This is a genomic window from Pseudomonas wuhanensis (assembly GCF_030687395.1).
Classification (GTDB): Bacteria; Pseudomonadota; Gammaproteobacteria; order Pseudomonadales; family Pseudomonadaceae; genus Aquipseudomonas; species Aquipseudomonas wuhanensis.
The window spans coordinates 4,928,604-4,954,397 of the sequence record NZ_CP117430.1 but is presented as its reverse complement, the minus strand read 5'-3'; the positions used below and the strand labels follow the sequence as shown (position 1 = coordinate 4,954,397).

The 25,794-nt window shown below is 57.3% G+C and carries 19 protein-coding genes; 8 read left to right on the top strand and 11 right to left on the bottom strand.

The genetic code is table 11. The features are described 5' to 3' along the window. Positions 1 to 168: 168 nt before the first annotated feature. Both PSH88_RS22855 and PSH88_RS22850 read right to left on the bottom strand, forming a co-directional pair. Positions 169 to 342 (bottom strand): hypothetical protein, encoded by a 174-nt coding sequence (locus PSH88_RS22855; RefSeq protein WP_305422816.1) that lies wholly within the window; start codon positions 340 to 342, stop codon positions 169 to 171. 481 nt (positions 343 to 823) lie between these two features. Continuing rightward, positions 824 to 1,042, bottom strand: coding sequence for a hypothetical protein (locus PSH88_RS22850; protein ID WP_305422815.1), 219 nt, complete (start codon positions 1,040 to 1,042; stop codon positions 824 to 826). Positions 1,043 to 2,289: 1,247 nt separating this feature from the next. Here PSH88_RS22850 and PSH88_RS22845 point away from each other — a divergent pair. From PSH88_RS22845 to PSH88_RS22835, 3 genes are read left to right on the top strand one after another with little or no spacing between them, the layout of a single operon-like run. Further along, positions 2,290 to 2,508: a hypothetical protein gene (locus tag PSH88_RS22845; protein WP_305422814.1), complete on the top strand. Its 219-nt coding sequence runs from the start codon at positions 2,290 to 2,292 to the stop codon at positions 2,506 to 2,508. Then, positions 2,505 to 3,002 carry a toxin-antitoxin system HicB family antitoxin gene (locus PSH88_RS22840; protein ID WP_305422812.1) on the top strand — a complete coding sequence of 166 codons (498 nt, stop codon included), beginning with the start codon at positions 2,505 to 2,507 and terminating at the stop codon, positions 3,000 to 3,002. The genes PSH88_RS22845 and PSH88_RS22840 overlap by 4 nt, the downstream gene beginning before the upstream one ends. Then, complete coding sequence (locus tag PSH88_RS22835; protein ID WP_305422811.1) at positions 2,999 to 3,490, top strand: hypothetical protein; 492 nt, start codon at positions 2,999 to 3,001, stop codon at positions 3,488 to 3,490. The genes PSH88_RS22840 and PSH88_RS22835 overlap by 4 nt, the downstream gene beginning before the upstream one ends. Positions 3,491 to 3,866: 376 nt before the next feature. Here PSH88_RS22835 and PSH88_RS22830 read toward each other — a convergent pair whose 3' ends face one another. From PSH88_RS22830 to PSH88_RS22810, 6 genes are all read right to left on the bottom strand, one after another. After that, positions 3,867 to 4,526, bottom strand: a complete 660-nt coding sequence (locus tag PSH88_RS22830; RefSeq protein WP_305422810.1) for a DUF4145 domain-containing protein — start codon at positions 4,524 to 4,526, stop codon at positions 3,867 to 3,869. Between the two features lie 94 nt (positions 4,527 to 4,620). Then, positions 4,621 to 4,860: a DUF6953 family protein gene (locus PSH88_RS30590; protein ID WP_431312687.1), complete on the bottom strand. Its 240-nt coding sequence runs from the start codon at positions 4,858 to 4,860 to the stop codon at positions 4,621 to 4,623. Between the two features lie 26 nt (positions 4,861 to 4,886). Beyond that, positions 4,887 to 5,012, bottom strand: a complete 126-nt coding sequence (locus PSH88_RS22825) for a YodC family protein (protein ID WP_305483574.1) — start codon at positions 5,010 to 5,012, stop codon at positions 4,887 to 4,889. 1,052 nt (positions 5,013 to 6,064) lie between these two features. Next, positions 6,065 to 6,469 (bottom strand): helix-turn-helix domain-containing protein, encoded by a 405-nt coding sequence (locus PSH88_RS22820; protein WP_305422805.1) that lies wholly within the window; start codon positions 6,467 to 6,469, stop codon positions 6,065 to 6,067. A 64-nt stretch (positions 6,470 to 6,533) separates the two neighbouring features. After that, positions 6,534 to 6,770, bottom strand: a complete 237-nt coding sequence (locus PSH88_RS22815; RefSeq protein WP_026067396.1) for a helix-turn-helix domain-containing protein — start codon at positions 6,768 to 6,770, stop codon at positions 6,534 to 6,536. Positions 6,771 to 6,888: 118 nt separating this feature from the next. Then, positions 6,889 to 7,092, bottom strand: a complete 204-nt coding sequence (locus PSH88_RS22810) for a helix-turn-helix domain-containing protein (protein WP_305483389.1) — start codon at positions 7,090 to 7,092, stop codon at positions 6,889 to 6,891. Positions 7,093 to 7,276: 184 nt separating this feature from the next. Between PSH88_RS22810 and PSH88_RS22805 the strand changes: the two genes are divergently transcribed. Further along, positions 7,277 to 7,771 carry a hypothetical protein gene (locus PSH88_RS22805; protein WP_305483387.1) on the top strand — a complete coding sequence of 165 codons (495 nt, stop codon included), beginning with the start codon at positions 7,277 to 7,279 and terminating at the stop codon, positions 7,769 to 7,771. Here the strand turns inward: PSH88_RS22805 and PSH88_RS22800 are convergent. Both PSH88_RS22800 and PSH88_RS22795 read right to left on the bottom strand, forming a co-directional pair. Then, positions 7,764 to 8,975, bottom strand: a complete 1,212-nt coding sequence (locus PSH88_RS22800; RefSeq protein WP_305422804.1) for a site-specific integrase — start codon at positions 8,973 to 8,975, stop codon at positions 7,764 to 7,766. The two genes, PSH88_RS22805 and PSH88_RS22800, sit on opposite strands and share 8 nt — an antisense overlap. A 256-nt stretch (positions 8,976 to 9,231) precedes the next feature. After that, entirely contained in the window at positions 9,232 to 16,218 is a 6,987-nt protein-coding gene (locus tag PSH88_RS22795; RefSeq protein ID WP_305422802.1) for a VCBS domain-containing protein, read from the bottom strand. 728 nt (positions 16,219 to 16,946) lie between these two features. Here PSH88_RS22795 and PSH88_RS22790 point away from each other — a divergent pair. Beyond that, on the top strand, positions 16,947 to 17,486 hold the full coding sequence (locus PSH88_RS22790; RefSeq protein WP_305422801.1) for a hypothetical protein: 540 nt from the start codon (positions 16,947 to 16,949) through the stop codon (positions 17,484 to 17,486). A 1-nt stretch (position 17,487) separates the two neighbouring features. Here the strand turns inward: PSH88_RS22790 and PSH88_RS22785 are convergent, their stop codons facing one another. Continuing rightward, complete coding sequence (locus PSH88_RS22785; protein WP_305422800.1) at positions 17,488 to 21,636, bottom strand: CheR family methyltransferase; 4,149 nt, start codon at positions 21,634 to 21,636, stop codon at positions 17,488 to 17,490. A gap of 361 nt (positions 21,637 to 21,997) precedes the next feature. Here PSH88_RS22785 and PSH88_RS22780 point away from each other — a divergent pair, with 361 nt between their 5' ends. The 3 genes from PSH88_RS22780 to PSH88_RS22770 all read left to right on the top strand — a co-directional run bounded on the left by PSH88_RS22780 (position 21,998) and on the right by PSH88_RS22770 (position 25,732). Next, positions 21,998 to 23,602, top strand: coding sequence for a tetratricopeptide repeat-containing response regulator (locus tag PSH88_RS22780; RefSeq protein ID WP_052966588.1), 1,605 nt, complete (start codon positions 21,998 to 22,000; stop codon positions 23,600 to 23,602). Continuing rightward, entirely contained in the window at positions 23,599 to 24,291 is a 693-nt protein-coding gene (locus PSH88_RS22775) for a sensor histidine kinase (RefSeq protein WP_305422798.1), read from the top strand. Before PSH88_RS22780 ends, PSH88_RS22775 begins: the two co-directional genes overlap by 4 nt. A gap of 199 nt (positions 24,292 to 24,490) precedes the next feature. Next, positions 24,491 to 25,732 (top strand): glutamine synthetase family protein, encoded by a 1,242-nt coding sequence (locus PSH88_RS22770; protein ID WP_305427044.1) that lies wholly within the window; start codon positions 24,491 to 24,493, stop codon positions 25,730 to 25,732. Positions 25,733 to 25,794 lie beyond the last annotated feature (62 nt).

Below are 25,794 nucleotides of genomic sequence, written 5' to 3'. Positions count from 1 at the left end.
CCACCTTCGCGATCAAACGAATGGAGGCGGACTGTATGCAGGTTGGTCAAGCGGGGCAAAAAAAAACCGGCAGGCGCGAACGCCACCCACAAACAGCCGCCATAACTCGAAACGACAGGCACAAAAAAAGCGCCTGCGTTCTTATGGGGCGCTTGTGCGCCTTTTGCTTTATCGAGTGACCAAAGGGACGATCAGGGGATGATTTTCAACGAGCGCGATCAGCAGAGCATTTGCCTGGACGCAGCCTTGATCCGCTGCGTTGCGCAGGCGTCCCCAGGCGGCTTTGACTTCGGCGCGGGTTGGTTTGGCCTGGTGGCCGCGGAGCTTGGTAGGGGTCGACATGATTTGTCCTCTATGAGCTGTAAAAGCCGTTCAAGGCTCACATTAGGCCTGATCTGAGTGTATATCCAGTGCTTTTAGGGTGCACCTAAGGTGCTACACGTAACCGGATTAAATGGGACTGAAATAGTTGGTTTGCAGCAGGTCGAGGAGGGCGTTTTTGTTGCAGTAAGTCGGAGTGAGGCAAAGTGATACGAATAGCTTCTATAGGGCGGCGCACTACCCTGCAACAGGGTGGTGGTGGTGGTGGGGTGGTGGTGGTGGTGGTGGTGGTGGTGGTGGTGGTGGGAGTTGGCTGGATGTCAGAATTTCCGACAACAACCTGGCCTCCCATTTCGGTAGGGCAGGTGTCGCGACACGTTTGACGAGTTATGAAAACGTGTCGCGGAGCTGACCGAGGCAAAGTGAGAAAATCCCACTTTGGTCCGGATGGCTCAAATGTGAGCCTGGATCACAATTGAATCACGCCTGCTCCAGCCTGCTGTCAGGTACGTGGCCGGCCCGAGGTTGAAAGCTCCGTGATTCCGTCCCTGATGAACTCCAGGTTTTCATCCAGCGTGGCAAGCGCGCAGCGCACGTTGTCGGCGATGTCGGCCGATCCGCGCTGCTCTACCCAATTGGAAAGCTCCTCCACTGCGGCACGCAGGGCGATCTGGTTTTGATTCTGTGCGTTGAGTAAGCCGGCGATCAGAGTGTTGTTCATTGCATCCCTCCATGTGAACTCGAAGAGTAGCAGGGACGGTTTGCGACGAAAGCGTCGACGTTATTCAGTCCATTATTTGGGCATGCAGAGATCCTGGGCTAGCGTCATGAGTGCAGGGCAAATGGTTGGCCTGCCGATGAACTTCTTGCTCAAAGGAACGACGATGGAACGCTATGGGAATCTGGGAGGTGACTCAAATGTGGCCGCATTTGAGATAGGGAACGGGTCTATCACAGTTGAATTCAATGACCGGTCGCAGTACCTGTACACAAATCAAAGTGCAGGACCTGGATCTATCTCGGAAATGCATCGATTGGCGAGAGCCGGTAGAGGGCTAAATAGCTACATTTCGCGCGTAGTTAGGAAAGGCTACGCAAGGAAGATCCGCTAAGAAGTGGAGTGCGCGACACGTTTTGCGAATTTTGAAAACGTGTCGCGGAAAAGGTGCCGAGGCAATGTGAGGAAATCCCACCTCGAGTTGGATGGGCCAAAGGTGAGCCACGATCACAATTGCGCTACGCCTGCTTCAACCTGCTGTTAGGCGTGTGAGCTGCCCGGCGTGGATAGCTTTGCGATGCCGAGCCTGATGAAGTCCAGATTATCGTCCAGGGTGGCAAGCGCGCCGCGCACATTGTCGGCGATATCTGCTGAGCCGCAGGCTTCGACCCAATTGGATAGTTCCTCTACAGCGGCGCCCAGGGCGATCTGGTTTTGATTTCGTGATCGAGCGCGGCCATGAGCTGGATCTGTCTAGGGTCTGTCAAGAATTCACTCATGCTCGCCTAGCGAATGCGGCCGCGCAACTTCAACATTTCTCAACAGGCAATTTGGTCCGACTCGGCCCATTTGGTCTGTCTCGACGCGCACTGTGTGGCTTCAACACACTGTGTAAAAAATGACGTGGCGTTTACTACGCGCTCGTCGGGCCGGGACGATAAGCCAGCGCATCTCAAATTTAATAATTGGCTGCGACATATCGCCACGCTGCCAATGGCGCCGCCCACCGCGAAAGGATCGCTTCAAGCGAGAGTCGATTTCGCAAGCTTACGATTTCGCAAGCTTTTTTATTTTGAAGGCGCTGGCGTATGATGCGCCATCATTGCGGCGTACCTTAATCGCTCACCAACCGAGATGGATTTCGATGAAATTTTCGGAACTGACACTACCGGCGGTGTCATATGTGTTGTAAAGTCGGCCCCGTCATCGCAGACCTGCGTTCGCGGAAAGCGGGTGTAAGGTGTGGTGAAATGAGAAGCATTCTTGAAGGATTTGGTTTCACGATCAAGGAAGGAAAGACGCCTGGGCACAAGGTTTTTTTTCACCACGATCTGAAGGAATTTACGTCCTCAAGCTACAATTGTGGACATGGAAAGGATTCGATCATCAAGACCCCTTACGTGGTCAAGGTGATAAGGGTTTTGAGTGACTTTCAGGACCTTCTCGACAAACTGGAGAGAAATAAATGATTAATGCAAGCAGCTACTCCATCGAAATTCGTAGAGGGAATTTTGAAGGCGAGGAGTGCTTCCAAGCGCGCGTTAAAGAAATTCCTTATCTGGAAGAATATGCCGATACCCATGAGGAGGCATATGCGCTGGTTATTGATAGTATTGAGCAAACAGCTTTAGAAATGGAAGCGTCGGGTAAAACAATGCCGCCGCCGATTTCCACCGTTGAAGATTATAGCGGCAGGATGACATTGCGTCTCCCAAAAACACTGCATCGTTATCTAACTCATGTCGCTGAAAGCGAAGATGTAAGTTTAAATTCGTTAGTAGTTTCAGTGCTGTCCGATTTTCACGGGTTTGATGTTGGTCAGGATGCGGGAAGCAGGGGTTACTATCAGAGCGTGGCGATGAGTTATGCGGTATCTAACGCGCATATTGAGCGTAAGACTGTGCGACAGTCTGCGCTGCGTGTTGTGGGCGGTAAGAGCTATTCGCCGGCAGAAGCAGCATGAGTACTGATGCGCTCAATAAGGCCATAGCTTCGCTGAAGCTAGTTGATATTTTTATAAAAGACTCTACATCTAGTCTCGGTAATGATTTTGACCCCAAGTTTGATGCTCGCAGTGAGCGTTTGAGTTTTCAGACTAAAAACTTTATCACGGCTTCTGCCGTTATAGAGGCTGAAGCCGAGGATGGTCCGTTCAGAATGTTTCGAGTTACTTCTGAACTGGGGGTTAGAATTATTTGCAAAGATGACGTAGATAAGAAAGATGACGATATTGAGGTTCTAGCGCTGGTCGAAGCTACGATGGAGGCTGATTACGATATCGTAGATTATGCTATTGCCGAGGATCAAGAAGCTCTCGATGCTTTCGCTCTTAAGAACGTCTCTTATCACGTGTGGCCTTATTGGCGAGAATACGTCACATCTCAGCTTCAACGCATGAATATGCCAAAGTTAGTGCTTCCCATGCGACTCAGAGCTAAAAACGATGAATAACCCTGCTGAGGCAGGGTTTTTTGTTTTTGGCTACGGTGGCTCGAGCGCAGGGTAAAGACGCGATTGGCGCTTGCTATCTGCGCGCAACGGCAGATGCCCGATAGTCGCAGCGACGGCTGTCCTTTCGCCGTTCGGGAGAAATAAAGAGAAAGTCGCTACAAACTTGATCTGCCAAAGAGCTCAAATCGTCTCAGTGAGACCAAATCGTTACACATCGCGATATTCCACTGTGGGAGCGAGATTTTGCAGGGTTTTTTCCTGGCCTCCAGAGATACACTCAAATCTGAGTACATTGGTGAGATGCACGCAATTCTGCTCGCATCTTGTCCAGGCGCCCGATGCGCTCAGATTTGAGCGCGTCTCTTTGGAGTGTTGATCACTGCAGGGTCGTAGCGAGGAAGCGCTCAACGTCATCGATCATCCCCTTTACATCTCCAGGGTTGAACTTCTCGACATCGCCATGAGCTGCGGCATTGCGGATGCCTGCTATCGCGGTGATGCGTTTTTGCTGGATTGAGTTGTAAACGTTCGCTTTCGCCAGGTCGGCGTTCATCTTGTCGAGCTTCCCATGATCGATACCATTATCGGTGCAAAGGTTGCGGATGGTGGTTTCCAGTACCACTCCGGCAATCACTGCGGCTGCGGAAGCATATCCTGCGGTCAGTAGCTCGCCGGCTTGTTCAAGCTCGCTTCCGAATACTTCCGCCTGAACTAAATTGCGTACGGTGTTGAGGTAGCCACCTTCATAATCTTCTTTGGCAGCGAGGAAGACGGCTTTAACGCGCTGAAGCGTTTCGAAATTATTCGAGTATGAGCGCGGCTTCTCTGCCTCTATAAACGTCATCATGTGGTGCGACTTTTCGCCGCAAACGTTGGATAGGAGGGATTTTGCCTTTACCCCCCAACTAAGCAATGAATTCGCATCGATGGAAGGGAATGACCCCATCATTTCGCTGTGTTTCATCGTCTTGGTGGCTTCAAGTGCCAATAGCTGAGATTCAAGCTCAGAGAACCGCTTTTCGAACAGCTTCGTCATTTCGAACTCCTTTTTCTATTTTTTGTGTACGTGTTCTGAGGTGCTGTCAGGCCAAAACGGGCCGCAATCCAAATGGGGCGGCCCGAGTACCACATTAGCCCCGAGCGTCACGACCTGGCTCGTCTTCTGCGACCCTGAAACGCCAGTAGCGATCTGGTTTCACCCAGACAACGTTATCGGGAGTGAGCTTCCGGAAAGCGGCTAATAAAGCCTTCCCGAGTACTTGGTTGCCGTCTGCATTTTCGATCAACAGATCCTCCCGGCCTGATTTGACAAGGAAGTCCACAACGTCGTCTTGATAGACGCACGAATCTCGTTCGATCTTAGCTAGCATCCATTTTGAAACCGAGTCAGCGTCCATCAGCTTTTCTCAGGCTTTACGAGCTCAAGAGATTCAGCGTTGAAGTAGCCCTTCTCGAGTTTTTTTCCAGCGAACCACTGACACTCAAAACCCGCTTGGAGGGCAGACCAGTGCCTCAGTGTCATCTCAGGCCCCCCCGACTTCAGCTTGACGATGTCACCACTCTTGAACTCATTTCCTTTGGCCATAGCGCTTACACCTCAGTTGGCAGGGGACATCCCTGTACCTGTCATATGGGGACTGGCCAATTGCTTTCAAGTGGCCAGTAGGTGCTGTCGAGACTCAGGTCAGCACTATGACTCGCCAACGCTTCAACCCCGGGCTGAACGATGCGAGCTATGTCGTCTTCCGCAAGTTCTGGCTGAAAGGAGGTGAGCAATGACTATCGATAATGCGTCCCTTCAGGTTGGAACGTTACTTGTGCACACCGGCGCACAACGCGCGCTGCTGGCCGAGCTAATAGTCGCGGAGCAACGTCACGCGAGTCGCACTTGAATGAGATGCGGTGGCGCAAAGAGTTGCCAGAATGGGTGAATACTGTGGGAGCGGGCAGCCACCCTGAGTACGACCTGTGGTGTGAGAGCAGGAAGGCATTGAATCAGGCGCTTTTCGGTTCAGACGACCCTGGTGCTGATCGGACTCGGCTAGAGGTTGAAGTCTAAGCAAGCAAACAGCGAAAGCTTCGTAATAACCAAGGCACTACCCCGCAACAGGGTGGTGCCTTTTTTTTGGTTTGAAACACTGCTCGACTTCTAGGGTGGCGGATCGGCGACTATCGGCCTTGACCCTTTTCAACCTGGTAGATCAAATCCTTCCTCACTTCCTCCGCGCATGGACGACACATACCGATCAGCGTCCAAGGGAGGAAGTCCACAACAAGAAAGGTGAAGCCTCCTATACGTTTACATTTCCCTGCGTGCCCATGGGTGCATCGTGCCTGCTGGTACGTCTTAGGTCCCATCTTATAAACCCTGGTGGTGGTAATTTATAAAGGGTGGGATTTTTTCCGTTTACATACCCCTCTGGAGGCCCCGGTTTCATTGAAAGGTACTGGGAAAAAATCCCAGTACTTCACCATTTCAGAAAAACAACCGGACGCAACCGGACAATGAAGGCGTGTTAACTGGGAAAAATTCCCAGTACTAGGCGGAAAAATTCCCACCGAAAAACTCGAAAATCAGATGAACTTGAAGCGCGGCGGGCCAGGGGATAATTCGAGCTCTTTTCCCAGGCAATCGTCTATTGCTGCCCAGGTGAGCGCGTAAAGCGCACAACGTGCCATTCCCTGTTCCCGCCCTCCCTTGCGGCTCTCCCGGGTTCGGACAATCAAGCCAGCATCGATAAGTTCGGAAAGGGCGGAAGCAAGCGTTTTGGCATCCATAGACTTTCCCTTGGCCATCATCGAGGCCGTGCAAGACAGATCGCCGTTATTGCGGCCGTTGTAATTCCTGGCCAGCTTGATCAGCACGGTTACTGCCTTGGGCGACAGATTGTCGAAGGCGTCGCTGATCAGCAGTCGATAAGGTAGGGCCAGCACTCGACCGCCCCCAAAGTCGACCTTGTAGGATTTCTTTCTGGCCATTCAGCGGCTCACAGGCAGGTGCGAGCGCTCGCCCCAAAAATGGGGAGAGCGCTGCATATCTGGTTTACGACGCTTCGCGCATCAAGATGTACTTTGCAACGCGATGCGGTGGGCGGCCCGGCTCAGTGGACTGATGCGTCCAGTAGGTGCGGATTTCATGTCCCTTTTTCCTGAGGCGGCGAATGGTGTTTGGTGGCTGGACGATATCCAGATCTTTTGCCGCTTCGATGGTCGAAACTGGACCGTTTCGCAGCGCCTCCATCATCTTGCGGTCTTGCTCAGTTGAAGAATGGCGTGTCATAGTTTGCCCCTCACGTTGGTGCTATCCAGTGTGTTTTCGCTAAGGCGGTGTTCGAGCACCGCCTTGGCAATTCTCCGCGCAGTCCTGCGCAATACTTCCCCTTTTTTCTTTTCGTGCTTCACCGTGCGCCGGCCTTAGCTGCACGTTCAATGAACACCTTCAGTTCGGACGCCAGTGCCAGGCGCCGACGACCAATTTTGAAAGTCTTGATTTCGCCTTGGGCGATGAGCTCGTAAGTAGCAGAGCGCGAAATGCCCAAAATGCGGGCAGATTCTTCGACGCTCACCGACAGCGGAGCCATTTGTTGTGGGGTTTGTTCCATGGTCGTCTCCCTAAATTCCGGCACCGAAGAGGATGCCAGATGTTGCTAGGTTACAACGCATAAATCTAACAGTGCAAGCAAATGCTATACAGTCTTGTACTTGCATGGATTGACAGTGGTTTGCGCGTCGAGCAAGCTGCACCTATCAGGTCGGCTGAGCCGACTACAGAACAGATGGAATGCTATGGCCACTAAGACGAGCAAGCGCACCGGCGAGACGAGCACAACAGTCAGTGTTGGGATCAGAATTGATCCGAAGATAAAGTTCGCTTTGGACATAATGGGGAGACTGCAAAAGCGCTCTTTGACAGCCGTAATTGAGTGGGCAATTGCGCAGGCGATAGCCCAGCAATCAGTCGACTTTGATGGCAGTAATCTGTCCACTGTTCTCGATAAAATCTGGTCTACTGACGAGTCTTCAAGGCTAGTGCAGTTGGCCATTCATATGCCTGAAGCCTTGACGTACGATGAGCTCAGGATTTGGGAAACCATCAAGGCAACTGAGCATTTTTGGGAGCAATACAGTAACGGATCGAGGTCAACAGAATCTCGGCTGCTTGCATCGCATGTACGCTCTTTCTGGCAAGAAATACTTGATCACGTTGAGAGGAACAAAGCATCCCCGACTATATTGCCTATGACCGATGACGATTTAGGGCTTGGCTTTCCTCCTAGATGAGCTCCACCGCTGCCGCCTTGGTACCCGGCGCTAAGTGGGCATACCTAAGCGTCATTTTAATATCGGCGTGCCCTAGCAGATCCCGTACCGTATTGAGCGGTACGCCCGCCATAACAAGGCGTGTCGCGAAGTCGTGACGCATATCGTGCCAGCGGAAGCCTTCAATCTTGGCTCGCTCAAGTAGGTTAAGCCACGCGCTCTTCACATCTTCCAGGCGGCCGCCGGCCTGGCTCGGAAAAACGTACCGAGACTTCGCAGCCTGCTTTTTCCAATCTTCCAGCACGCCGAACGTTTCCTTGTTCATTGGGATATGCCGCGTGTCGCTCGTTTTGGTGGTGGCGCCGTTGGCGGTGATCGTCTTCGTATGGAAGTTCACAGCTGACCATTTCAGGTCGAACAGTTCGCCACGCCTCATGCCGGTATTCAGCGACACAAGCACCATGGGCTTCAGGTGGTCAGTGAAGGGCAGTTGCAGCAAACTTTGCATCTGCTCTTTGCCGCGGTCTGCTCGCCACTTGTTTGCATTTTCGCGTTCGGCCCGCGCTTCGTCTTGGCGCGCATCCAGAGCTTCGCGCAGGCGCTTGGTCTCGTCGGCATCCAGATAGCGGACCAACCCCATGGAGTCGACCTTGAGGGCTTTGAGCTTGTTCATCGGATGGGCGCTGATGTACTCCCATTCAACGGCTCTACTGAATAGGCCGCTGATCGAGCCCATTTTGCGGTTTACCGTCGATGGCTTGTTGCCTGACTGCATCCATCCTGTGCGGATCTGGTCCAGGTCGCGGCCGGTGATCGCGTCGAGACGCTGAGACATGATCGCCTCGAAGTTGTTGTCGAGCGTGTGCAGGGTTTTCTCATGCCCTTTGTGGTGCGTCTTGAACCAGGGCATATAGGTGTCGTCGATGAACTGGCGCAAGGAGGGCAGGGCGGCACCTTTCCGCCCTTGGGCGACGGCCAGTGGCTCCCCGTGGGCGTGCGCATCGGCCAGGTACTGGGCGGCCTCGGTGCGCGCTTGATCGAGAGTCACAACCCCAACGCGGCCAAGGGTGGCATTCTTGTTGCGACCCCAGGTGACCATGTACGATTTATGCCCGCTCGGCAGCACGCGAATGAATAGGCCGGGCTGTACAGTGTCATGCACGCGGTAGGCTTTAGGCTCCGAGTGTAGGCCGTTGATGAGCTTTTGAGTGATCTTCGTTTTCAAGCAATCCAGCTCCGTGACAGCACCGTGGCAGCAAAAAGAACTATACGGGGCTGTTTTTACGGACGCAACCGGACGATAAGCCCAGTAATTGCTGGTCTGTCTCAAGCTTGGCGGTTTCTAAATTGACCCTCCTAAGGGGAAGGTTGGCAGTTCGAACCTGCCCTGGGACACCATATATTTGAAAGCCCCACGCAGAGTGATCTGGTGGGGCTTTTTTGTGGCCGTCTGCAGCGGTGGATTCAACTCCAACCCAACATCAAGCCGTCAGCGTATGGTCACCCTCCCCAAACCAGGTGCGCACCAGATCGGTACCGCTCGTGCCCGTGTTGGCAAGCACCGCCACATCGGCGAAGTTCGTACCATTGGCGGCACCATCGGCATCCACCTTCACGGTGATGTCGCTGCCGGACTGCGCCAGTTGAACGAAGTCGGACGCCTGGCTGATACCGCTAACGAAGTTGGCGCTGAGCAGTGCGGAGAGGTCGAGTGCGTCACCTTCGGCGAAGTTGTAGTCGAGGATAGTGTCCCCGCCTTCAGCCTCGTTGAGATAGGCGAACATATCGGCTCCCGCGCCACCGCTGAGCGTGTCCTCCCCGCCACGACCCGCCAGGATGTCGTTACCGTCGCCACCACTGAGTACGTCCGCCGCCATGCTGCCCACCAGTGTGCCGCTGGATGCGCCGTTGTAACTGACTTGGGTGCCGGTCTCGCCGCCGTCGGTGGCCTGGAAGTCCTCCACTGTGTAGTGCCCCAGCAAGTTCACCGCGGCCCGGTGCATGCCGTCGTCCACCGTCAGCAGGCCGCCGGTGCCCGAGGCGTTGGCGCTATATCTGAGCTGGGTGTTGGCGCCGAAGGCGAGATCGCCGAAGGTCAGCATGTCATCGCTCTCCAGACCGAGGATGCCGACCAAGGAACCCGCCGCTTCGGCCTGTGCGATCACCAGCGTGCCCGCGCCTTCGCCGTGGAAGGCGACGGACCCGTGTGCGGCGCCGGAAAAGGTCAGGGTCGCGTCGCCGTCGATAGTGGCGCTGCCGTTGCCCATCACGTCGGCCAGCAGGCGCATGTCGCCGCCGTTGGCCCACAAGTGGCCTGAGTTGTCGACCGCACTGGCCACTGTCATGCCGCCTTCACCCGTAGATTCCAGTACCCCGCTGTTGGTGATGGTGTGGGTGCCAGTGTCGAGCACAAGGCTGTTCAGTCCGCTGGCCAGGATCAGCCCCGCATTGACCAATACCATCTGCCCGGCGCCCAACTGGCCGGCGCCGGAAATGCGGTTGTCGACGTTGGTCAGCACGGTGTCGGCGCTGCCGCCGAAAATCACGTTTTGTGCGCTGTCGGATAGCAGTACCTGGCCGCCACCGGTCAATGTCGCGCCGCGGAACAGAATCTCAAGATTGGTCTCGCTGCCGGTGGAACCGAGTTCGAGGGTGCCGCTGTTATGAATGCTGCCACCGAACGGCATGATCGCGCCGTCGGCAATGGTGAGGGTGCCGGTATTGGTCATGACCGGGTCCACATCGAACTGGAAGTTCGATTCGCTTAAGTCCGCCGCGTCGACACCTTTCAGGGTGACCGACTGGCCGGAGCTTATGCTGACCAGCGCATTGCCGTTTTCGTCGTTAGTGATACTCAGATCAGCAAAGCTGGTGATGCCCGTGAAGCCGATCAAGTCGATCTTGTCCGCCGTGGCATCGAAACTGTAGATCTGATTGTTGCCGATCGGCTGGGCGAAGACGAAAGTGTCGGCACCGGACGAGCCGGTCAGGTTGTCGTCAGCGGACAAGGCGAAGATCGGCGAGCCGGGGGCATAGACTTCGATGTTGTTGAACACATAGGCGCTGCCGTCGCTGCCGTCACTATTGCTCCAGTACATATTGACATCAAGCACCAACGCTCCCGCGAAGTCGCTTGGGGTTGTCACCGTCAATGCGCCAGGATCGCTGGTCTGCACGGTCCAGGTGCCGTCGCCGTTGTCGGTTCCCGCATTGAATATCCATCCCGAGGGAACACCGCTGATTGACACGGTTATCGGGCCGCTGATATCGGCCGATGGAGTATTGAGGGCTAGATTGATGGGTTCGCCGGCAACGCCTGCCGGAAGGTTTGCACTGCTCCCGGCAGCACCAGCATTACCCGCCAGGTCGGTGTAGCTGTTCGCGGTAACGTCGACTTTCACGCTACCGCCCAGCGTTCTAGTCAGTGTCGCCGTGTAGGTATCGCCGTCTACCTGCGTGAAATTACTCCAGGTTCCCCGGGGCGTTGCCCCTGATGCACTCACCGTAACGTCCGAAAGGTTGAAACCGCTCACTGCCTCACTGAACTGGAATGTGACTGTCGACACTGAGCCGATTGAATTCCCTAAGGCCGTCCCCGTCACTGTCACTGTAGGTGCCACGGTATCAACTGGAGTATCAACTACGTTCTGCACGTTTACCGTAATTGTCTGGGTGTCGGTTCCGCCATTGCCGTCGGACACCAGAACGTCCACAACATAGGCATTGTCACCGTCAGCACCACCGACATCCTGGGCATTCTCGTAATTCGGCGCCGAATTGAACGTCAGCACCCCGCTCGAACTGATCGAGAACTTGCTGAAGTCCGTTCCGGCCGTGTTCAGGATCGAGTAGCTCAGGGTTTGCGCCGGAAGATCAGCATCGATAGCCATCACTGTCGTGACCGCCGTGGTGTTCTCTGCCACGCTGACCGAAGCCGTCGCACCTCCACCATTGGAGGTGATCACCGGGTTGTTGTCGTTGACGCCCGTCACGCTCACCGCGATCGCCTGGTCGTCAAACAGCGTGCCGTCCGATGCCCGCACGATCACGTCATAGACGTTGTTCGTTCCCGAATCAGTTGGGGACTCAAAGTTAGGTGCAGAGACAAAGGTCAGTGCGCCTGTGCCCGAAACGATCGAGAACTTCGCGGCATCCGCTCCGCCGACGATGCTGTAGCTCAGGGGTTGCGCCGGAAGATCGGCATCGCTCGCCGCCACTGTCGTGACCACCGTGCTGTTCTCCGCCACGCTGACCGAAGCCGTCACACCTCCACCGTTGGAGGTGATCGTCGGCGAGTCGTTGCTGCCGTTGATGGTCACCGTCACCGCAGTCGCGGTACCGTCGGTACTGAGTACCGTGAAGGTGTCGGTCAGGCTGTCGCCGACATTGAGTGTGTCGAAGGCCGAGTTGGCGGTATAGCTCCAATTACCTGCGACATCGATGGCGAAGGTTCCGTTGACGCCGGCGGTACCGGATTGGGCCTGGAAGGTTTCCGGGCTGTCGACGTCGCTGATGGTCAGGCTGCCGCCGGTGGTCAGCGGGGCATTGGTTTCGGTCAGCGTGACGCTGGCCGAGGACAACACCGCGGCATCGTTGCTGCCGAGGATATGCACGGTGACCGAAGTGAGGGTGCCGTCGGCACTGCTCACCGCGAAGGTATCGGTGTAGGTGGTGCCGGCAACGAACTCGTTGTGGGCGCTATCGGCGACATAGCTCCAGGCACCGTCGGTGCCGAGGGAAAACTGGCCGTAGCTGCCGGCGGTGTTGGACTGGGCGACGAAGGTCGCGGCGCTGTCGACATCGCTGATGGTCAGGCTGCCGTTGGTGGTCAGCGGGGCATCGTTTTCGGTCAGGTTGACGATGTCGGCGGACAATACCGCAGCATCGTTGCTCCCGAGGATATGCACAGTGACCGAGGTGAGGGTGCCATCGGCACTGCTCACCGCGAAGGTATCGGTGTAGGTGGTGCCAGCGGCGAACTCGTTGTGGGCGGAGTCGGCGACATAGCTCCAGGCACCATTGGTGCCAATGGAGAACTGGCCGTAGCCGCCGGCGGTGTTGGTTTGCGCCTGGAAGCTTTCCGGGCTGTCGATATCGCTGACAGTCAGGCTGCCGCCGGTGGTCAGCGGGGCATCGGTTTCGGTCAGCGTGACGTTGGCCGAGGACAACACGGCCGCGTCGTTAGTGCCGGTGACGGTGACGGTCACCAGCTGGGTGTCGACGCCGCCGAAGCCATCGCTGACCTGCACGCTGAACACTTCATCGTGACTTTCGCCAGCCCCCAGCGACTGCACCGCACTGGCGACGCCATCGGTCCCATTGGCCAAGGTGTAAGTCCATTTTCCGGTGTTGTCGACTGCGATTGAGCCGTAAGTGCCGGCATTCGACCCGGCGATGCTCCAGGTGGCCGTGGCAGCATGATCGATATCGGCCGAACTGAACTGGCCGCTGACGCTGAGCGTGGTGTCTTCCTGCACTGCACCGGCATCATTGCCCGTTGCGAAGCTGAGCACGGGTGCGTCGTTAGTACCACTGACGGTGACGGTCACCAACTGAGTGTCGACGCCGCCGAGGCCATCGCTGACCTGCACGCTGAACACTTCATCATGACTTTCGCCAACCTTCAGCGACTGCACCGCACTGGCGACGCCATCGGTGCCATTGGCCAGGGTGTAAGTCCACTGGCCGGTGCTATCCACCGCGATCGAACCATAGGTGCCGGTATTCGACCCGGCAATGGTCCAGGTGGCCGTGGCAGCGTGATCAATGTCAGCCGAACTGAACTGGCCGCTGACGCTGAGCGTGGTGTCTTCCTGCACCGCGCCGGCATCATTGCCCGTTGCGAAGCTGAGCACGGGCGCGTCGTTAGTGCCGGTGATAGTGATGGTGACAGTCTGCGTCGCCGAGGCAGCGTTAGCCGCGCCGCTATCGTCGGTCGCGACCACCGCGTACGAGAAGGTGATGGTTTCACCTGCACCGAGGAAGTCGAGGTTCTGATTGCTGCTGTAGTCCCAGCTGTTCTGGTCGACCGAGAAACCGGCCACCAGTGCTGAGGCCATGGTCGCATTGAGCACGCCGCCGCTCCAGGCGATGTCGCCGTTGGCGGTCTGCGACACGGTCACCGTGTCGGTACTGTCCAGATCGGCAAAGCTCAGGGCGCCGCTGTCGCTCAGGGTGGCCGTGCCGTTGCCTTCGTTCATCGCGCCGGTGGTGTCGGTAATCGTCAGCGTCGGCTGGTCGTTGGTGCCGGTAATTGTGATAGTCACGGTCTGTACCGCGCCGTCGCCAATCGCCACGTTATAGGTTTGGGTGACGCTCTGGCCTTCGCCGAGGAACTGCAGGGCGGCGTTGTTCACCGCGAAGTTCCACCCCAGCGAACCACTGCCCGTGTCGGTGCTGTCGCTCAATGGATCGGTGGTGAAGCTGCCCAAATAGCCAGAAGCGCCCGGCGTGACAGTGACGCTGTGAGTGTCGATCAGATCGACATCGGTGAAGGTGATGCTGCCGCTGGCCGCGTAGTCGCCGCTGTCTTCCTTGGCATCGCCGGCCTGCACGCCGCTGGTGATTTGCACCTGGTCATTGGTGCCGGTAATCGTGATGGTCACGGTCTGCACCGCGCCGTCACCGATCGCCACGTTATAGGTTTGAGTGACGCTCTGGCCTTCACCGAGAAACTGCAGCGCGGCATTGTCCACCGCGAAGTTCCACCCCAGCGAGCCGCTGCCCGTGCCGGTGCTGTCGCTCAATGGATCGGTGGTGAAGTTGCCCAAATAGCCAGAAGTGCCCGGCGTGACAGTGACGCTGTGAGTATCGATCAGGTCGGCGTCGGTGAAGGTGATGCTGCCGCTGGCTGCGTAGTCGCCGCTGTCTTCCCCGGCATCGCCGGCCTGCACGCCGCTGGTGATTTGCACCTGGTCATTGGTGCCGGTAATCGTGATGGTCACGGTCTGCACCGCGCCGTCACCGATCGCCATGTTATAGGTTTGGGTGACGCTCTGGCCTTCGCCGAGGAACTGCAGGGCGGCGTTGTTCACCGCGAAGTTCCACCCCAGCGAACCACTGCCCGTGCCGGTGCTGTCGCTCAGTGGATCGGTGGTGAAGTTGCCCAAATAGCCGGATGCACCCGGCGTGACGCTGACGCTATGGGTGTCGATCAGGTCGGCGTCGGTGAAGGTGATGCTACCGCTGGCCGCGTAATCGCTGCTGTCTTCCCCGGCATCGCCGGCCTGCACGCCGCTGGTGATTTGCACTTGGTCATTGGTGCCGGTAATCGTGATGGTCACAGTCTGCACCGCGCCGTCACCGATCGCCACGTTATAGGTTTGAGTGACACTTTGGCCCTCACCGAGGAACTGCAGCGCGGCGTTGTTCACCGCGAAGTTCCACCCCAGCGAACCGCTGCCCGTGCCGGTGCTGTCGCTCAATGGATCGGTGGTGAAGCTGCCCAAATAGCCAGAAGCGCCCGGCGTGACAGTGACGCTGTGAGTGTCGATCAGGTCGACGTCGGTGAAGGTGATGCTGCCGCTGGCTGCGTAGTCGCCGCTGTCTTCCCCTGCATCGCCGGCCTGCACGCCGCTGGTGATCTGCACCTGGTCGTTGGTGCCGGTGATGGTGATCGTCACGTTCTGCGTGGTCGATGAGCCATGCCCATCATTGATGGTGACCACATAGGTTTCGGTAGCAGTCTGACCCTGGGCCAGGGTCTGGGCTGCCGCATTGTTCAGGGTGTAAGTCCAGTCAACGGTGCCGTTAGCCGCGTTGGCCGCTTCAGTCACAGAGGCGAGGGCGAAGTTGCCCAGCGCTGTGGTATTGCCTCCCGCCGCCACGAATGAGGCGGTATGCGTGTCACTCAGATCGACATCGCTAAACGCAATCGTGCCTGTCGCGCTCAGCGAATCGGTCAGGCTCGGGGTCGCGGTCGCATCTTCGGTTACCGTGCCGGCCTGTGCGCCAAGGCTCATCGTCACACTGTCATTCGCACCTGCGAATTGCACCTGCGCAGTGGCCCAGCTGAGGGTGCCATTGCCGAGGCGAATCGCATACGTAAAGCTGTCCGTCAGGGACGCTCCGCCAGCAAGCGCCTGGAGTTGCGCCTTGAAAGCGGTCGACAACGTAGCGGCGTCGTAGCCGACTTTTCCATCCGAGGTAATCCAGATCTTTGCCCCGTTGAAACTGGTGTCGGTACTCGTCGCCTCAATTCTGCCCGTGTCCTGGACCAGCAGATCGGCCGGAGCATAAACCTTGGTGGCCGTAGAAAGACTGGTCGCGTCATCGAGTGACCACAGTGTCTTTGCGCTACCGCCGAGGTCATTGGACATGACGTCCAGGTACACGACTCCCAGCAGGTCTTCAGTGATGGCCGCGCTGCTCGTGCCAATGACACCTGTAGTGAAAATGTCGTCCTGAGCCTGCGGTGTATTGGAAAGCGAAGTAACGGTGCCGCCGCTGGTCGTTGTGGTGGTAGCCATGTCTTTCTCCGGAGAATGCTTTTTTATTGGAATCGCCAGGGACTGCTAACAGGACGAAGTCCCGTGCTTTTGCGCCGCTCCGGGAGTTCAGGAGTGGTGCGAGGCAGCTGCCAGACATCGTCGGCCGTCCGGGCCTGACGGAACAGGCGCTACCGGCAGAGGGGCGCTGCTATTGCGGGAGTGAAGATGTTCGCTGCACTTGAGGAGCGAATCACAGGACCGGTCGGGCGAACGTGGGCCCAAACCTGGGGCTGCGTTGCGCATGACGCGCAATAATCTGAGAGTACCCATAGGGAAGGGACTCCTGAAGTGAAGGCTGGGTGAGGCCGTGTTTTGGTACAGCACCGACTCAGGGATACGGCCTTTCCTGATATCAGTTTGATGTGTGTTTAGTTGTGGGGTCAGGCTTTGTAAAGGTGTAAAGCGAAGGTAACAGTACGAAGTGCCAATATTCCGACAGGCGGATGTTTTTGTGTCAATATTACGTCGATCTGTTTTTGGCGAATGGCCACAAGCACTCAACGCTGATAAGGCTGAAATCAGCTGAAACCCTTGCACGGCAAGGGCTGGCTGCGTCATGCCAGTGCCGGAGCATAACGTCAGCTGTTAAAAAGACCCCGCCAGAGCATTCCTCCAGCAGTTTTTTTTCAGACTCGAACCACCCGACGACCTACATGGAAAGTCTGTCATTGCTGTGCCTTACTGCTCACTCCATAAGGAGCCAAGCAATGCGACACAGAGGTGCGCAGTTCTGGTTATGGACCGACAATCGGTTACCTCTCCACATTCATGAAGAAGTGCTCAGCGACGGGATGCAGGTGGAAGTGCGGGCGCGGGTGAGCCATGAGGGGGTCACCCAAGTGTTCGTAGGTATTTACGATGACCATGGGATCATGCTGTGTGAAGAGTCTCACGACAGGGCTCGCGATGAACCTTACTGTGATGCGTTGAGGTGGGGGGCTCAGCGAGCAGGAGAAATTATGGCGGACACGCAGGGCTTCGTCGCACCGCATCGGGTGCAACTGACGCTAGGACCGGTCATCACCGATGAGTCGGTACTGGCGCTACGGCGGATGGAAATGAGCGAACGTGAGCGTTTCAAGCTCAGTTGCGAAGATGCGTGGTCGGAATACCTGGCCGCCAAAGCAGCCATGCTGAACCTCATGCGTGCGCAAAAGGTCGATCCCAAGATTTGGGCAGACCACAAGGAGCGATTGAAACAGGCGATTGACCGGCGCGTCTGCGTGCAACGCGCCTATTTTCGCTGAACTATTGAGAACCTGGTGTCTGGGGCTGGCGCAGGGCTTCGATGGTTGCGATCAGGTCATCGTAGGACACCGGTTTTCCAATGTGCTGGTTAAACCCCGATTGGCGGGCCTTCTGAATATCGCTGTTGGCGCCATAACCCGTCAGGGCAATGGCCGGCACATTCTTGACATTCGGCAACTGACGTAATGCTTGCATCAGTTCATGGCCATTCATGACCGGCATGCCCAAATCCGAAATGATCAGGTCGAAGTGGTTGCTTGCGGCTGCATCCAGAGCGTCCTTCGGACGATCAAAGGCAACGACTTCGGCGTCTTCCATTTCCAGCAGCATTTTCAGGGTTTCCAGTACCTCGGCAGAGTCGTCGACCAGCAGAATCGTCAAGCCGCTCAGTTTTCCTGATACCTCGTCGGTTGGCGTTGTGGTTTGGGTTTCACCTTCACGACTGGCCAGCGGCAAATAGACAGTGAAGGTACAGCCTTCCCCAACGCCCGGCGAACTCACCTCAACCGTGCCATGTTGTGCCTCGGTCAATTGACGCACCAGTGACAAGCCGATGCCCAGCCCCTCGCGCTGGTGATGGGTGTGCTGTGTTTCAGCCTGGCCAAACAGATCGAATACGTGTTCGAGGTTCTCGGCTGCGATGCCGGTGCCATTATCCTTGACGTCCAGCCGCGCCATGTTCCCGACCTGGCTGGCGATCAATTGCACGCGGCCATCGGGCGGGGTGAATTTCAGTGCGTTGTTCACCAGGTTCCAGATGATCTGCTCCAGGCGCGTCGGATCGGCATGGACCATCAACGGCTCCGAAGGTACTTGCAGCTCGACAGTGGTGCCGTGCTGATCGTTGAGGACAACGGTGTAAATATCGCGCAGCACACTGGCCAGATCCACGACAATCGGTTTGAGCTTGAGCTTGCCGGTGCGCACACGGGCGACGTCCAGCAGGTCGTCGATGATCCGTGCCTGGCTGCTGACGGCATCGCAGATGGTGCTCACGGCTTTGGCAGCCGGTGCCACCGACTTGGTCACCGGCAAGCGCCGCAGCAGTTCGGCGTTGAGCTGGATCAGGTTCAGAGGATGCTTGAGTTCGTGGGACATGACCGCGAAGAACTCATCCTTGAGGTAATTGGTGTTAAGCGTCTCGGCCAGTTGTTGGCTTTGCTCTTCATGCTGGCGTTTGTGACCGGTCAGGTCACGGGCGATTTTCACGTAGCCGCGAAGGTTGTCACCGCTGAGCAGGGTCACTTCGCCGCTGCAATAGAAGCGGCTGCCGTCCTTGCGCAGGTGCCAGCGTTCATCTTCGGAGCGGCCATGGGTGCGAGCCCCCAGCAGTTCGGTTTCAGGCACGCCGGAGGCGCGGTCTTCGGCGGAAAAAATGAAGTCGTAGTAAGCGCCTTCGGCCTCGGCCTTGCTGTAGCCGAAGATCAGTTCGGCGCCTTTGTTCCAGGTGGTGATCACGCCTTGTTCATCAAGGGTGATGATTGCGTAGTCGCGGGTGCTTTCCGCTACCAGGCGCATTCGTTCTTCGCCTCGGCGCAGTTCTTCTTCGGCCTCGTGACGTTTGGTTATGTCGATGAAGGTCAGTACGGTGCCGTCGATACGGTCTTCGCTGGAGCGGTAGGGCAGCAGGCGAGCGATATACCAGCGCTTGTCAGTGCTGCAGACTTCGCGTTCGATCATGTTCAATGATTCGAACACCTGTGCGGCATCACTCGCCAGGTCGTCGTAGTGCAGGCGATGCGTGATGTCGAGCAGGGAGCGGCCGGTATCCATCGGCAACATGCTGAAAATGTCAGTGGCGCGCGGGGTGAACCATTTGATTCGCATGCTGCGGTCGACAAACACCGTGGCAATGTCGGTGGAGGCGATCAGGTTAGTCAGGTAGTCGTTGATCTTGTCGGTTTCTTCAACTTTGGTCTTTAGCTCGTAGTTGACCGTCAGCAGCTCTTCGTTGATCGATTGCAGCTCTTCCTTGCTGGTTTCCAGCTCTTCGGTGGCCGAGCGCAGTTCTTCGTTGATCGCCTGCATTTCTTCGTTGGAAGCTTTCAGTTCTTCGCTGGAGATTTCCGATTGTTCTATGGTGTCCTGCAAGTGCAGCTTGGTGCGTTGCAGTTCACGCTCCAGGTTGGACAGCACCTGGCTTTCGGTTTGCAGCAGGGTCGTGGCCGTCGCTTGCGAAGGATCGACTTCAACTTCCTCGAAAATCACCAGGACGAACTCGCCGTCCGACTCTTCATCCTTGTAGGGCTGGGCTTCCAGGCTGACCTTGTAACGCCGCTCTTCGCGCTTGAACGGTACTTCGCGGGATTTCACCGCCAGACCACTTTGCTGGACCTGGAACAGCGTGGTGCGGATTTCCAGGCGCAGCTCCGGAAGGATCAGCGTCAGCAGGTTGCGTGACAGCTCACCGCCCACATGCCGCAGGAAACGCCCGGCACTTTCGCTCATGTGCAGGATGTCGGCGTTGGCATCGACGATCATGCTCGGCGGAGCCGCGCGTTCGAGGGCGCGCTGGTGGATGTCGGCGAAGGACAGTTTGCGCTGCACGGTGTGTTGCGGTGCCTGATGGGAAATATTGGAGCGCACGTAACCACCACGCGGCACAGTCGGCGTGCGTCGGCTGTTGGCAGTGCCGGTCTTGGCGCGGAAGATCCGGTTGCGTTTGTCCACCGGCGTGAACAGCTCATGGCAAGCGTCTGCGCTTTCGGAAGACCCCAGGAACAGGAAACCACCGGGCCGTAATGCAAAGTGGAACATCTGCAGGATTTCGCGCTGTACTTCGCGATCCAGGTAGATCAACAGGTTCCGGCACACGATCAGGTCGATTTGCGAAAAGGGCGGGTCGGACAGCAGGCTGTGTTTGGCGAACAGCACCTTTTCGCGGATTTCCTTGCGAATCCGATAGTGGTCGTCTTCCTTGATGAAATAGTGCCGCAGCCGCGTTGGCGGTACGTCCGTCACGATGGCTTGCGGGTACAGGCCGGCCCGGCCGAAGCTGATGGCGCGTTCGTCGATGTCGGTGGCGAAAACTTGCAGTGAGGCCTTGCTGGCTTCCTGTTGCAGCTGATCGTTGACCAGCATCGCCAGGCTATAGGCTTCTTCGCCGGTGGAACAACCAGCCGACCAGATGCGGATTTCTTCTTTTTCAGGCTGCGCCCCCACCGCGGCGCTGACCAGTTGCGGCACGATATCGCGCTCCAGCGCTTCGAAGGCTTCGCGATCACGGAAGAAGTTGGTCACGCCGATCAGCATGTCTGCCAGCAACGCCTTGGTTTCTTCGGGGTTGTTTTGCAGGTAGCGGTAATAAGCCCCCAGCTCTGGCTGGGCGGTGACTTGCATCCGGCGCTCGATCCGCCGCAATACTGTCGCGCGTTTATAGTGTTTGAAGTCATGGCCGGTGCCGGTACGCAACAGGATCAGGATGTCGTGCAGCGTTTGTTCGGCGAGCGCTGCATCACGTTCGGGCACCGAAGCGAAGGATTGAAGTTCCGGATCGTTGGCGGCAGGCAAGCTGATTTCCCGGGAGTTGTGCCACAGGTCCAGCAGCTTTTGCGGCATTTCTACGACGGGCAATACCAGATCGACCATGCCGGTCTCGATGGCCGCTCGAGGCATACCGTCGAACTCGGCGTCTTCCGGCACCTGTGCCAGGGTAATACCGCCCTGTTCCTTGATACGCGACAGGCCGACGGCGCCGTCGGAACCGCTGCCCGAGAGCACCAGGCAGAAGGCGCGCTCGCGGTGCACCTGCGCCAGGTCGCGGAAGAACAAATCGATCGAGGCGTGGCGCCCCAGTTGTGGGTCGTTTTCACTGACCTCAAGGTTATTGCCATTCATCGTCAGCCGCTGTGCCGGTGAGATGACGTACACCCGGTTTTTCTCGATCGGCACAGTTTCGGTGACCTGCAGAACCGGCATTCGGGTCGATTCCTGGATGATCTTGTCTGCGACGCTTTGGTGGTCGGGTGACAGATGAAGAATGATCACAAACGCCATGCCGTTGTCGTGAGGCATGTTCTCGAAAAAAAGTTTGATGGATTGCAGTCCGCCCGCCGACGCGCCGATACCCACGACCGGAAAGTCCAGGGTGCTGGGAGTCAGGGCCTTTCGCTCGGGAGCCATGGCCGAGTGCTTGGGGGTGGTGGTCATTTCTTGGCCTTTACCGGCGATTCAGAACGTAGTGAGTTCAAGCGGACAATAATTAGCGTGTTCAATGAATCAGGATAATCCCGTTTTTCAATAGTACCTTCAAATATTTAGCGCGCCCACGCGCAGCCGTATGATCTTTTGGCAGTAAAAAGTGCGATTGCGCTCCCGCTGCTTCAAGGGAACGCGACTAGTGGCCGATAACCCTGACGGTCGTTGTGATTTTCGTTGCTGGCGGCCGGCAATCACGGGCTTCTGCGAAATGACTTGATAGCCTATGGCCTCTCGCTATCATCTGCGCGCCAAAAACGCCGCCCGTGCAGTTGTCTTTGGGTTTTCTTCTTAAATTGCCTGGAAATCTTCGATGCTGTCGTATCACCAAAAAAGCTTTTTGATCGTCGATGATTTCTCGGATTTCCGCAGTTCCGTCAGGTCCATGCTGCGGGAGCTGGGCGTCAAGGACGTCGACACCGCTGATACCGGTGAGCAGGCGCTGCGCATGTGCTCGCAGAAGTCCTACGACTTCATCCTGCAGGATTTCCACCTGGGTGATGGCAAGAAAAACGGTCAGCAGGTGCTCGAAGACCTGATGATCGAGAAGCTGATCAGCCATGAAAGTGTGTTTGTCATGGTCACCGCCGAAACCAGCCAGGCCATGGTGCTTAGCGCACTGGAGCATGAGCCCGACGCTTACCTGACCAAACCGTTCAACCGCTCCGGCCTGGCTCAGCGCCTGGAGCGACTGGAACAGCGCAAGACCTTGCTCAAGCCGATCCTGCAAGCGCTTGACCGGGGCAAACCGGTTGAAGTGCTCAATGCCTGCATCGCCCTGTGCAAACAGGACATTCGATATTCGCCGCTGTGCCTGCGTTATCGCGCCGATGCGTTGCGCGACTTGAACCAGAACGAAGCGCTGGAGCGTCTTTACGACAGCATCATTGCGGATCGGCCTTTGCCCTGGGCGTTTGCCGGATTGGGCCAATTGCTGTTCAAGCGTGGGCAGGTCAGCCAGGCCAAGGGCATTTACGAAAAAGCCTTGAAAGTCTTCCCGATGATGCCGGCCCTCTACGACGGCATGGCCGATGTGCTGGTTGCCGAAGGGGACACCAAGGGGGCGCAGAGAGTCCTGGAAGAGGCTATTCGCCTGTCGCCGCTGGCGGTGCGTCGGCAAGCGTTGTTGGGCAAGCTGGCGATGGCCAACGAGGATTTCGATACTGCCTCCAAAGCTTATCGCCAGGCCGTGGCCCAAGGGGCGCAGTCGCGTTTCAAGGATGCGGAAAGCAACCTCGGCCTGGCCCATGCCTTGATCAGCAAAGGCAGTGAGAAGGGGCTGGACACCCGGACCCGCCTTGAAATCAACACAACGCTGAGTGCGGTGGCGAAGGAGAACCCTTCCGATCCAGGCCTGCAAATTCGTGCGCGCCTGATGAAAGCCACCAGCTTGCTGCTCAACGATGCCGAAACCGCCGAGAAGCTCACCGAGCAGGCGATGATGCGCCTCGATGGCATGGAGCAGTTCATGAGCGCCGAAGCGGCGCTGCTGGTGGCCAAGCAGCTGCAAATGCTGGGGCAGGCGAGTGCCGGTGCTTCGATGCTGAAAAACTGCGCGGAGATCTACGGCGATGATCCCACCGTGATGAAAGGCATCGCCAAGCTGACCGACGACCCGACGATTCTCAACTCCGGCAACGCGGCCGCCGACCTCAACCGTCAGGGCGTACGGGTGTACAAGACCGGCAACCTGGTGGAAGCCCGGGATGTATTCCGCAAAGCCCTGGCGCTGCAGCCGAAGAACATCAGTATTGCCCTGAACATGGCGCAATCGTTGCTGCATGGCACCGACACCAGCGTGCCGTCGGCCGAACTGGAAGAGTGTCGCGCTTGCCTGAAAACCGTCGGCCTGATGCCCGATACCGACGCGCGTTATCCGCGCTACCAGAAACTGAAAATCAAGGCGTTCGGCGAATGATCGACAGCGAACCGTCACTCGACTTCTCCACGGTGATTGCCTCCACCGTGCACGACATGAAGAACTCTCTGGCCATGCTGATGCAGGCGCACAGTCAATGGCTGGCGCGTTTGCCCGATCCCGAGCAGCACACCCCGGAGCAGGGCGTGATCGACTTCGAGTTCGCCCACCTCAATGGCATGCTGGTGCAGTTGCTGGGGTTGTACAAACTCGGCGTCAACCAGATGCCGTTGCAGCCCGCCTACCATGAGCTGGATGATTTCATTGAGGCGCAACTGGCGGCTCATCAAGAAGTGTTCGCCAGCCGCGGCATCATCGCGACGTACGAAGTGGACCCGTTGAGCCCGCTGGGTTTCTTCGACCGGGAGCTGATTGCCTCGGTGCTCGCCAACAGCATCAACAACGCCATTCGTTATGCCCGTCATGCCTTGTTGATCAGCGTCAGCGATGAGGCCGGGCAACTGGTGCTGACCATCAATGACGATGGCGAGGGTTACCCGCCCGAGATGATCGAGCGTCAGGCCGATTATGTACAGGGCATCAACCACAGCAGTGGCAGCACCGGCCTGGGCCTGTACTTTGCCGGGCGGATTGCCGCCTTGCATCAGCGCAATGGCGTGGGCGGCCGCACCGAAATCAGCAATGGCGGCCCATTGGGCGGCGGTGTGTTCAGCCTTTACCTTCCCTGAATATCTTTTTGTTTGACGCTGCTTGATATTCTGAACAGCTGGAGCCTATTTTGTACGGGTCGCCGTTCGCGGCTCGTACAACAACAAGGATTGCGTCATGACAACCGATGGCCATCGCTCACTCGCGCAGCGATTGACGGGCATTGATGAGATTGAATGTGTCACGCCGGACCTGAACGGCGTACCACGCGGCAAGGTGATGACCGCCGAAGGATTTCTTGAAGGGCGGCGTTTGCAGATGGCGCGAGGAGTGCTGCTGCAATGCATCATGGGTGGTTATCCGCCAGCGCGCTTTTATGGCAGCGATGATGGCGACCTGGCGCTGGTGCCTGATCCCGCGCAGATCCACCGCTTGCCCTGGAGCTCACAGCCTCGGGCGCTGGCCATTTGCGATGCGCACGAGCTGACTGGCGAGAGCTCGCCATTGTCGACCCGCGGCCAACTCAAGGCCGTGATCGCTCGATACGCCGCTCTCGGTCTGGCGCCGGTGGTGGCGACCGAGCTGGAGTTCTTCGTCTTCGCGCCCAACCCTGACCCGATGCAACCCTTCCAGCCGCCACTGGGTCTGGACGGTCGTCGCGAGGATGGCCATTCGGCGTTCAGCATCAGTTCCAACAACGGCTTGCGGCCGTTCTTCAATGAAGTCTACGAATGCATGGCGGCGCTGGGCTTGCCGCGCGATACCTTCATGCACGAGATGGGCGTCAGCCAGTTCGAGATCAACCTGCTGCACGGTGATCCGTTGCTGTTGGCCGACCAGACCTTATTGTTCAAGCATCTGCTCAAAGAAGTGGCGCTCAAGCATGGCCTGACCGTGGTCTGCATGGCCAAGCCGTTGGCCCACACGCCTGGAAGTTCGATGCATATTCACCAGAGCATCGTCGAGATCGGCTCCGGGCGTAACGTGTTCAGCGACAAGGCCGGCGAGCCGACCGAGACCTTCCGTCATTTTATCGGTGGTCAGCAGGCCGGCCTGGCGGATTTCACCGCGCTGTTTGCGCCGAACGTGAACTCCTATCAGCGCCTGTGCCATCCTTTCGCATCGCCGAATAATGCTTGCTGGTCCCACGACAATCGCGCGGCGGGGCTGCGCATTCCGGCCAGTTCACCGGTCGCTCGTCGGGTCGAAAACCGCTTGCCGGGGGCCGATGCCAATCCGTATCTGGCGATTGCCGCGAGCCTGGCCTCGGGGTTGTATGGCATCGAGCACAAACTGGAGCCGAGCGAGCCGATCCAGGGTGAGTTCGTTGTGCCGGACAATCTTTCGTTGCCGTGTACCTTGCATGCCGCTCTCGAACGTCTGAAACGTAGCCAGCTGGCGAAGGAACTGTTCGGCAAGGAATTCATCGAAGGCTACATCGCTTCGAAGACCATGGAGTTGACCAGCTTCTTTGATGAAATTACTCCCTGGGAACGGCGTGTTCTAGCAGCCCAGGCCTGACGATCCGTCGCCGTCGGGCTATCGTTTGTCGATAGCCCGATACTCACTGCAAGGAGCCGCTC

Bases quoted from the DNA above. Each gene is read 5' to 3' on its own strand.
- PSH88_RS30590 (WP_431312687.1), bottom strand. From the start codon at position 4,860: ATGCTAGCTAAGATCGAACGAGATTCGTGCGTCTATCAAGACGACGTT.
- PSH88_RS22780 (WP_052966588.1), top strand. From the start codon at position 21,998: ATGCTGTCGTATCACCAAAAAAGCTTTTTGATCGTCGATGATTTCTCG.
- PSH88_RS22835 (WP_305422811.1), top strand. From the start codon at position 2,999: ATGAGTACTGATGCGCTCAATAAGGCCATAGCTTCGCTGAAGCTAGTT.
- PSH88_RS22845 (WP_305422814.1), top strand. From the start codon at position 2,290: ATGAGAAGCATTCTTGAAGGATTTGGTTTCACGATCAAGGAAGGAAAG.
- PSH88_RS22855 (WP_305422816.1), bottom strand. From the start codon at position 342: ATGTCGACCCCTACCAAGCTCCGCGGCCACCAGGCCAAACCAACCCGC.
- PSH88_RS22850 (WP_305422815.1), bottom strand. From the start codon at position 1,042: ATGAACAACACTCTGATCGCCGGCTTACTCAACGCACAGAATCAAAAC.
- PSH88_RS22785 (WP_305422800.1), bottom strand. From the start codon at position 21,636: ATGACCACCACCCCCAAGCACTCGGCCATGGCTCCCGAGCGAAAGGCC.
- PSH88_RS22805 (WP_305483387.1), top strand. From the start codon at position 7,277: ATGGCCACTAAGACGAGCAAGCGCACCGGCGAGACGAGCACAACAGTC.
- PSH88_RS22815 (WP_026067396.1), bottom strand. From the start codon at position 6,770: ATGACACGCCATTCTTCAACTGAGCAAGACCGCAAGATGATGGAGGCG.
- PSH88_RS22840 (WP_305422812.1), top strand. From the start codon at position 2,505: ATGATTAATGCAAGCAGCTACTCCATCGAAATTCGTAGAGGGAATTTT.
- PSH88_RS22770 (WP_305427044.1), top strand. From the start codon at position 24,491: ATGACCGCCGAAGGATTTCTTGAAGGGCGGCGTTTGCAGATGGCGCGA.
- PSH88_RS22790 (WP_305422801.1), top strand. From the start codon at position 16,947: ATGCGACACAGAGGTGCGCAGTTCTGGTTATGGACCGACAATCGGTTA.
- PSH88_RS22830 (WP_305422810.1), bottom strand. From the start codon at position 4,526: ATGACGAAGCTGTTCGAAAAGCGGTTCTCTGAGCTTGAATCTCAGCTA.
- PSH88_RS22825 (WP_305483574.1), bottom strand. From the start codon at position 5,012: ATGACACTGAGGCACTGGTCTGCCCTCCAAGCGGGTTTTGAGTGTCAG.
- PSH88_RS22795 (WP_305422802.1), bottom strand. From the start codon at position 16,218: ATGGCTACCACCACAACGACCAGCGGCGGCACCGTTACTTCGCTTTCC.
- PSH88_RS22810 (WP_305483389.1), bottom strand. From the start codon at position 7,092: ATGGAACAAACCCCACAACAAATGGCTCCGCTGTCGGTGAGCGTCGAA.
- PSH88_RS22775 (WP_305422798.1), top strand. From the start codon at position 23,599: ATGATCGACAGCGAACCGTCACTCGACTTCTCCACGGTGATTGCCTCC.
- PSH88_RS22820 (WP_305422805.1), bottom strand. From the start codon at position 6,469: ATGGCCAGAAAGAAATCCTACAAGGTCGACTTTGGGGGCGGTCGAGTG.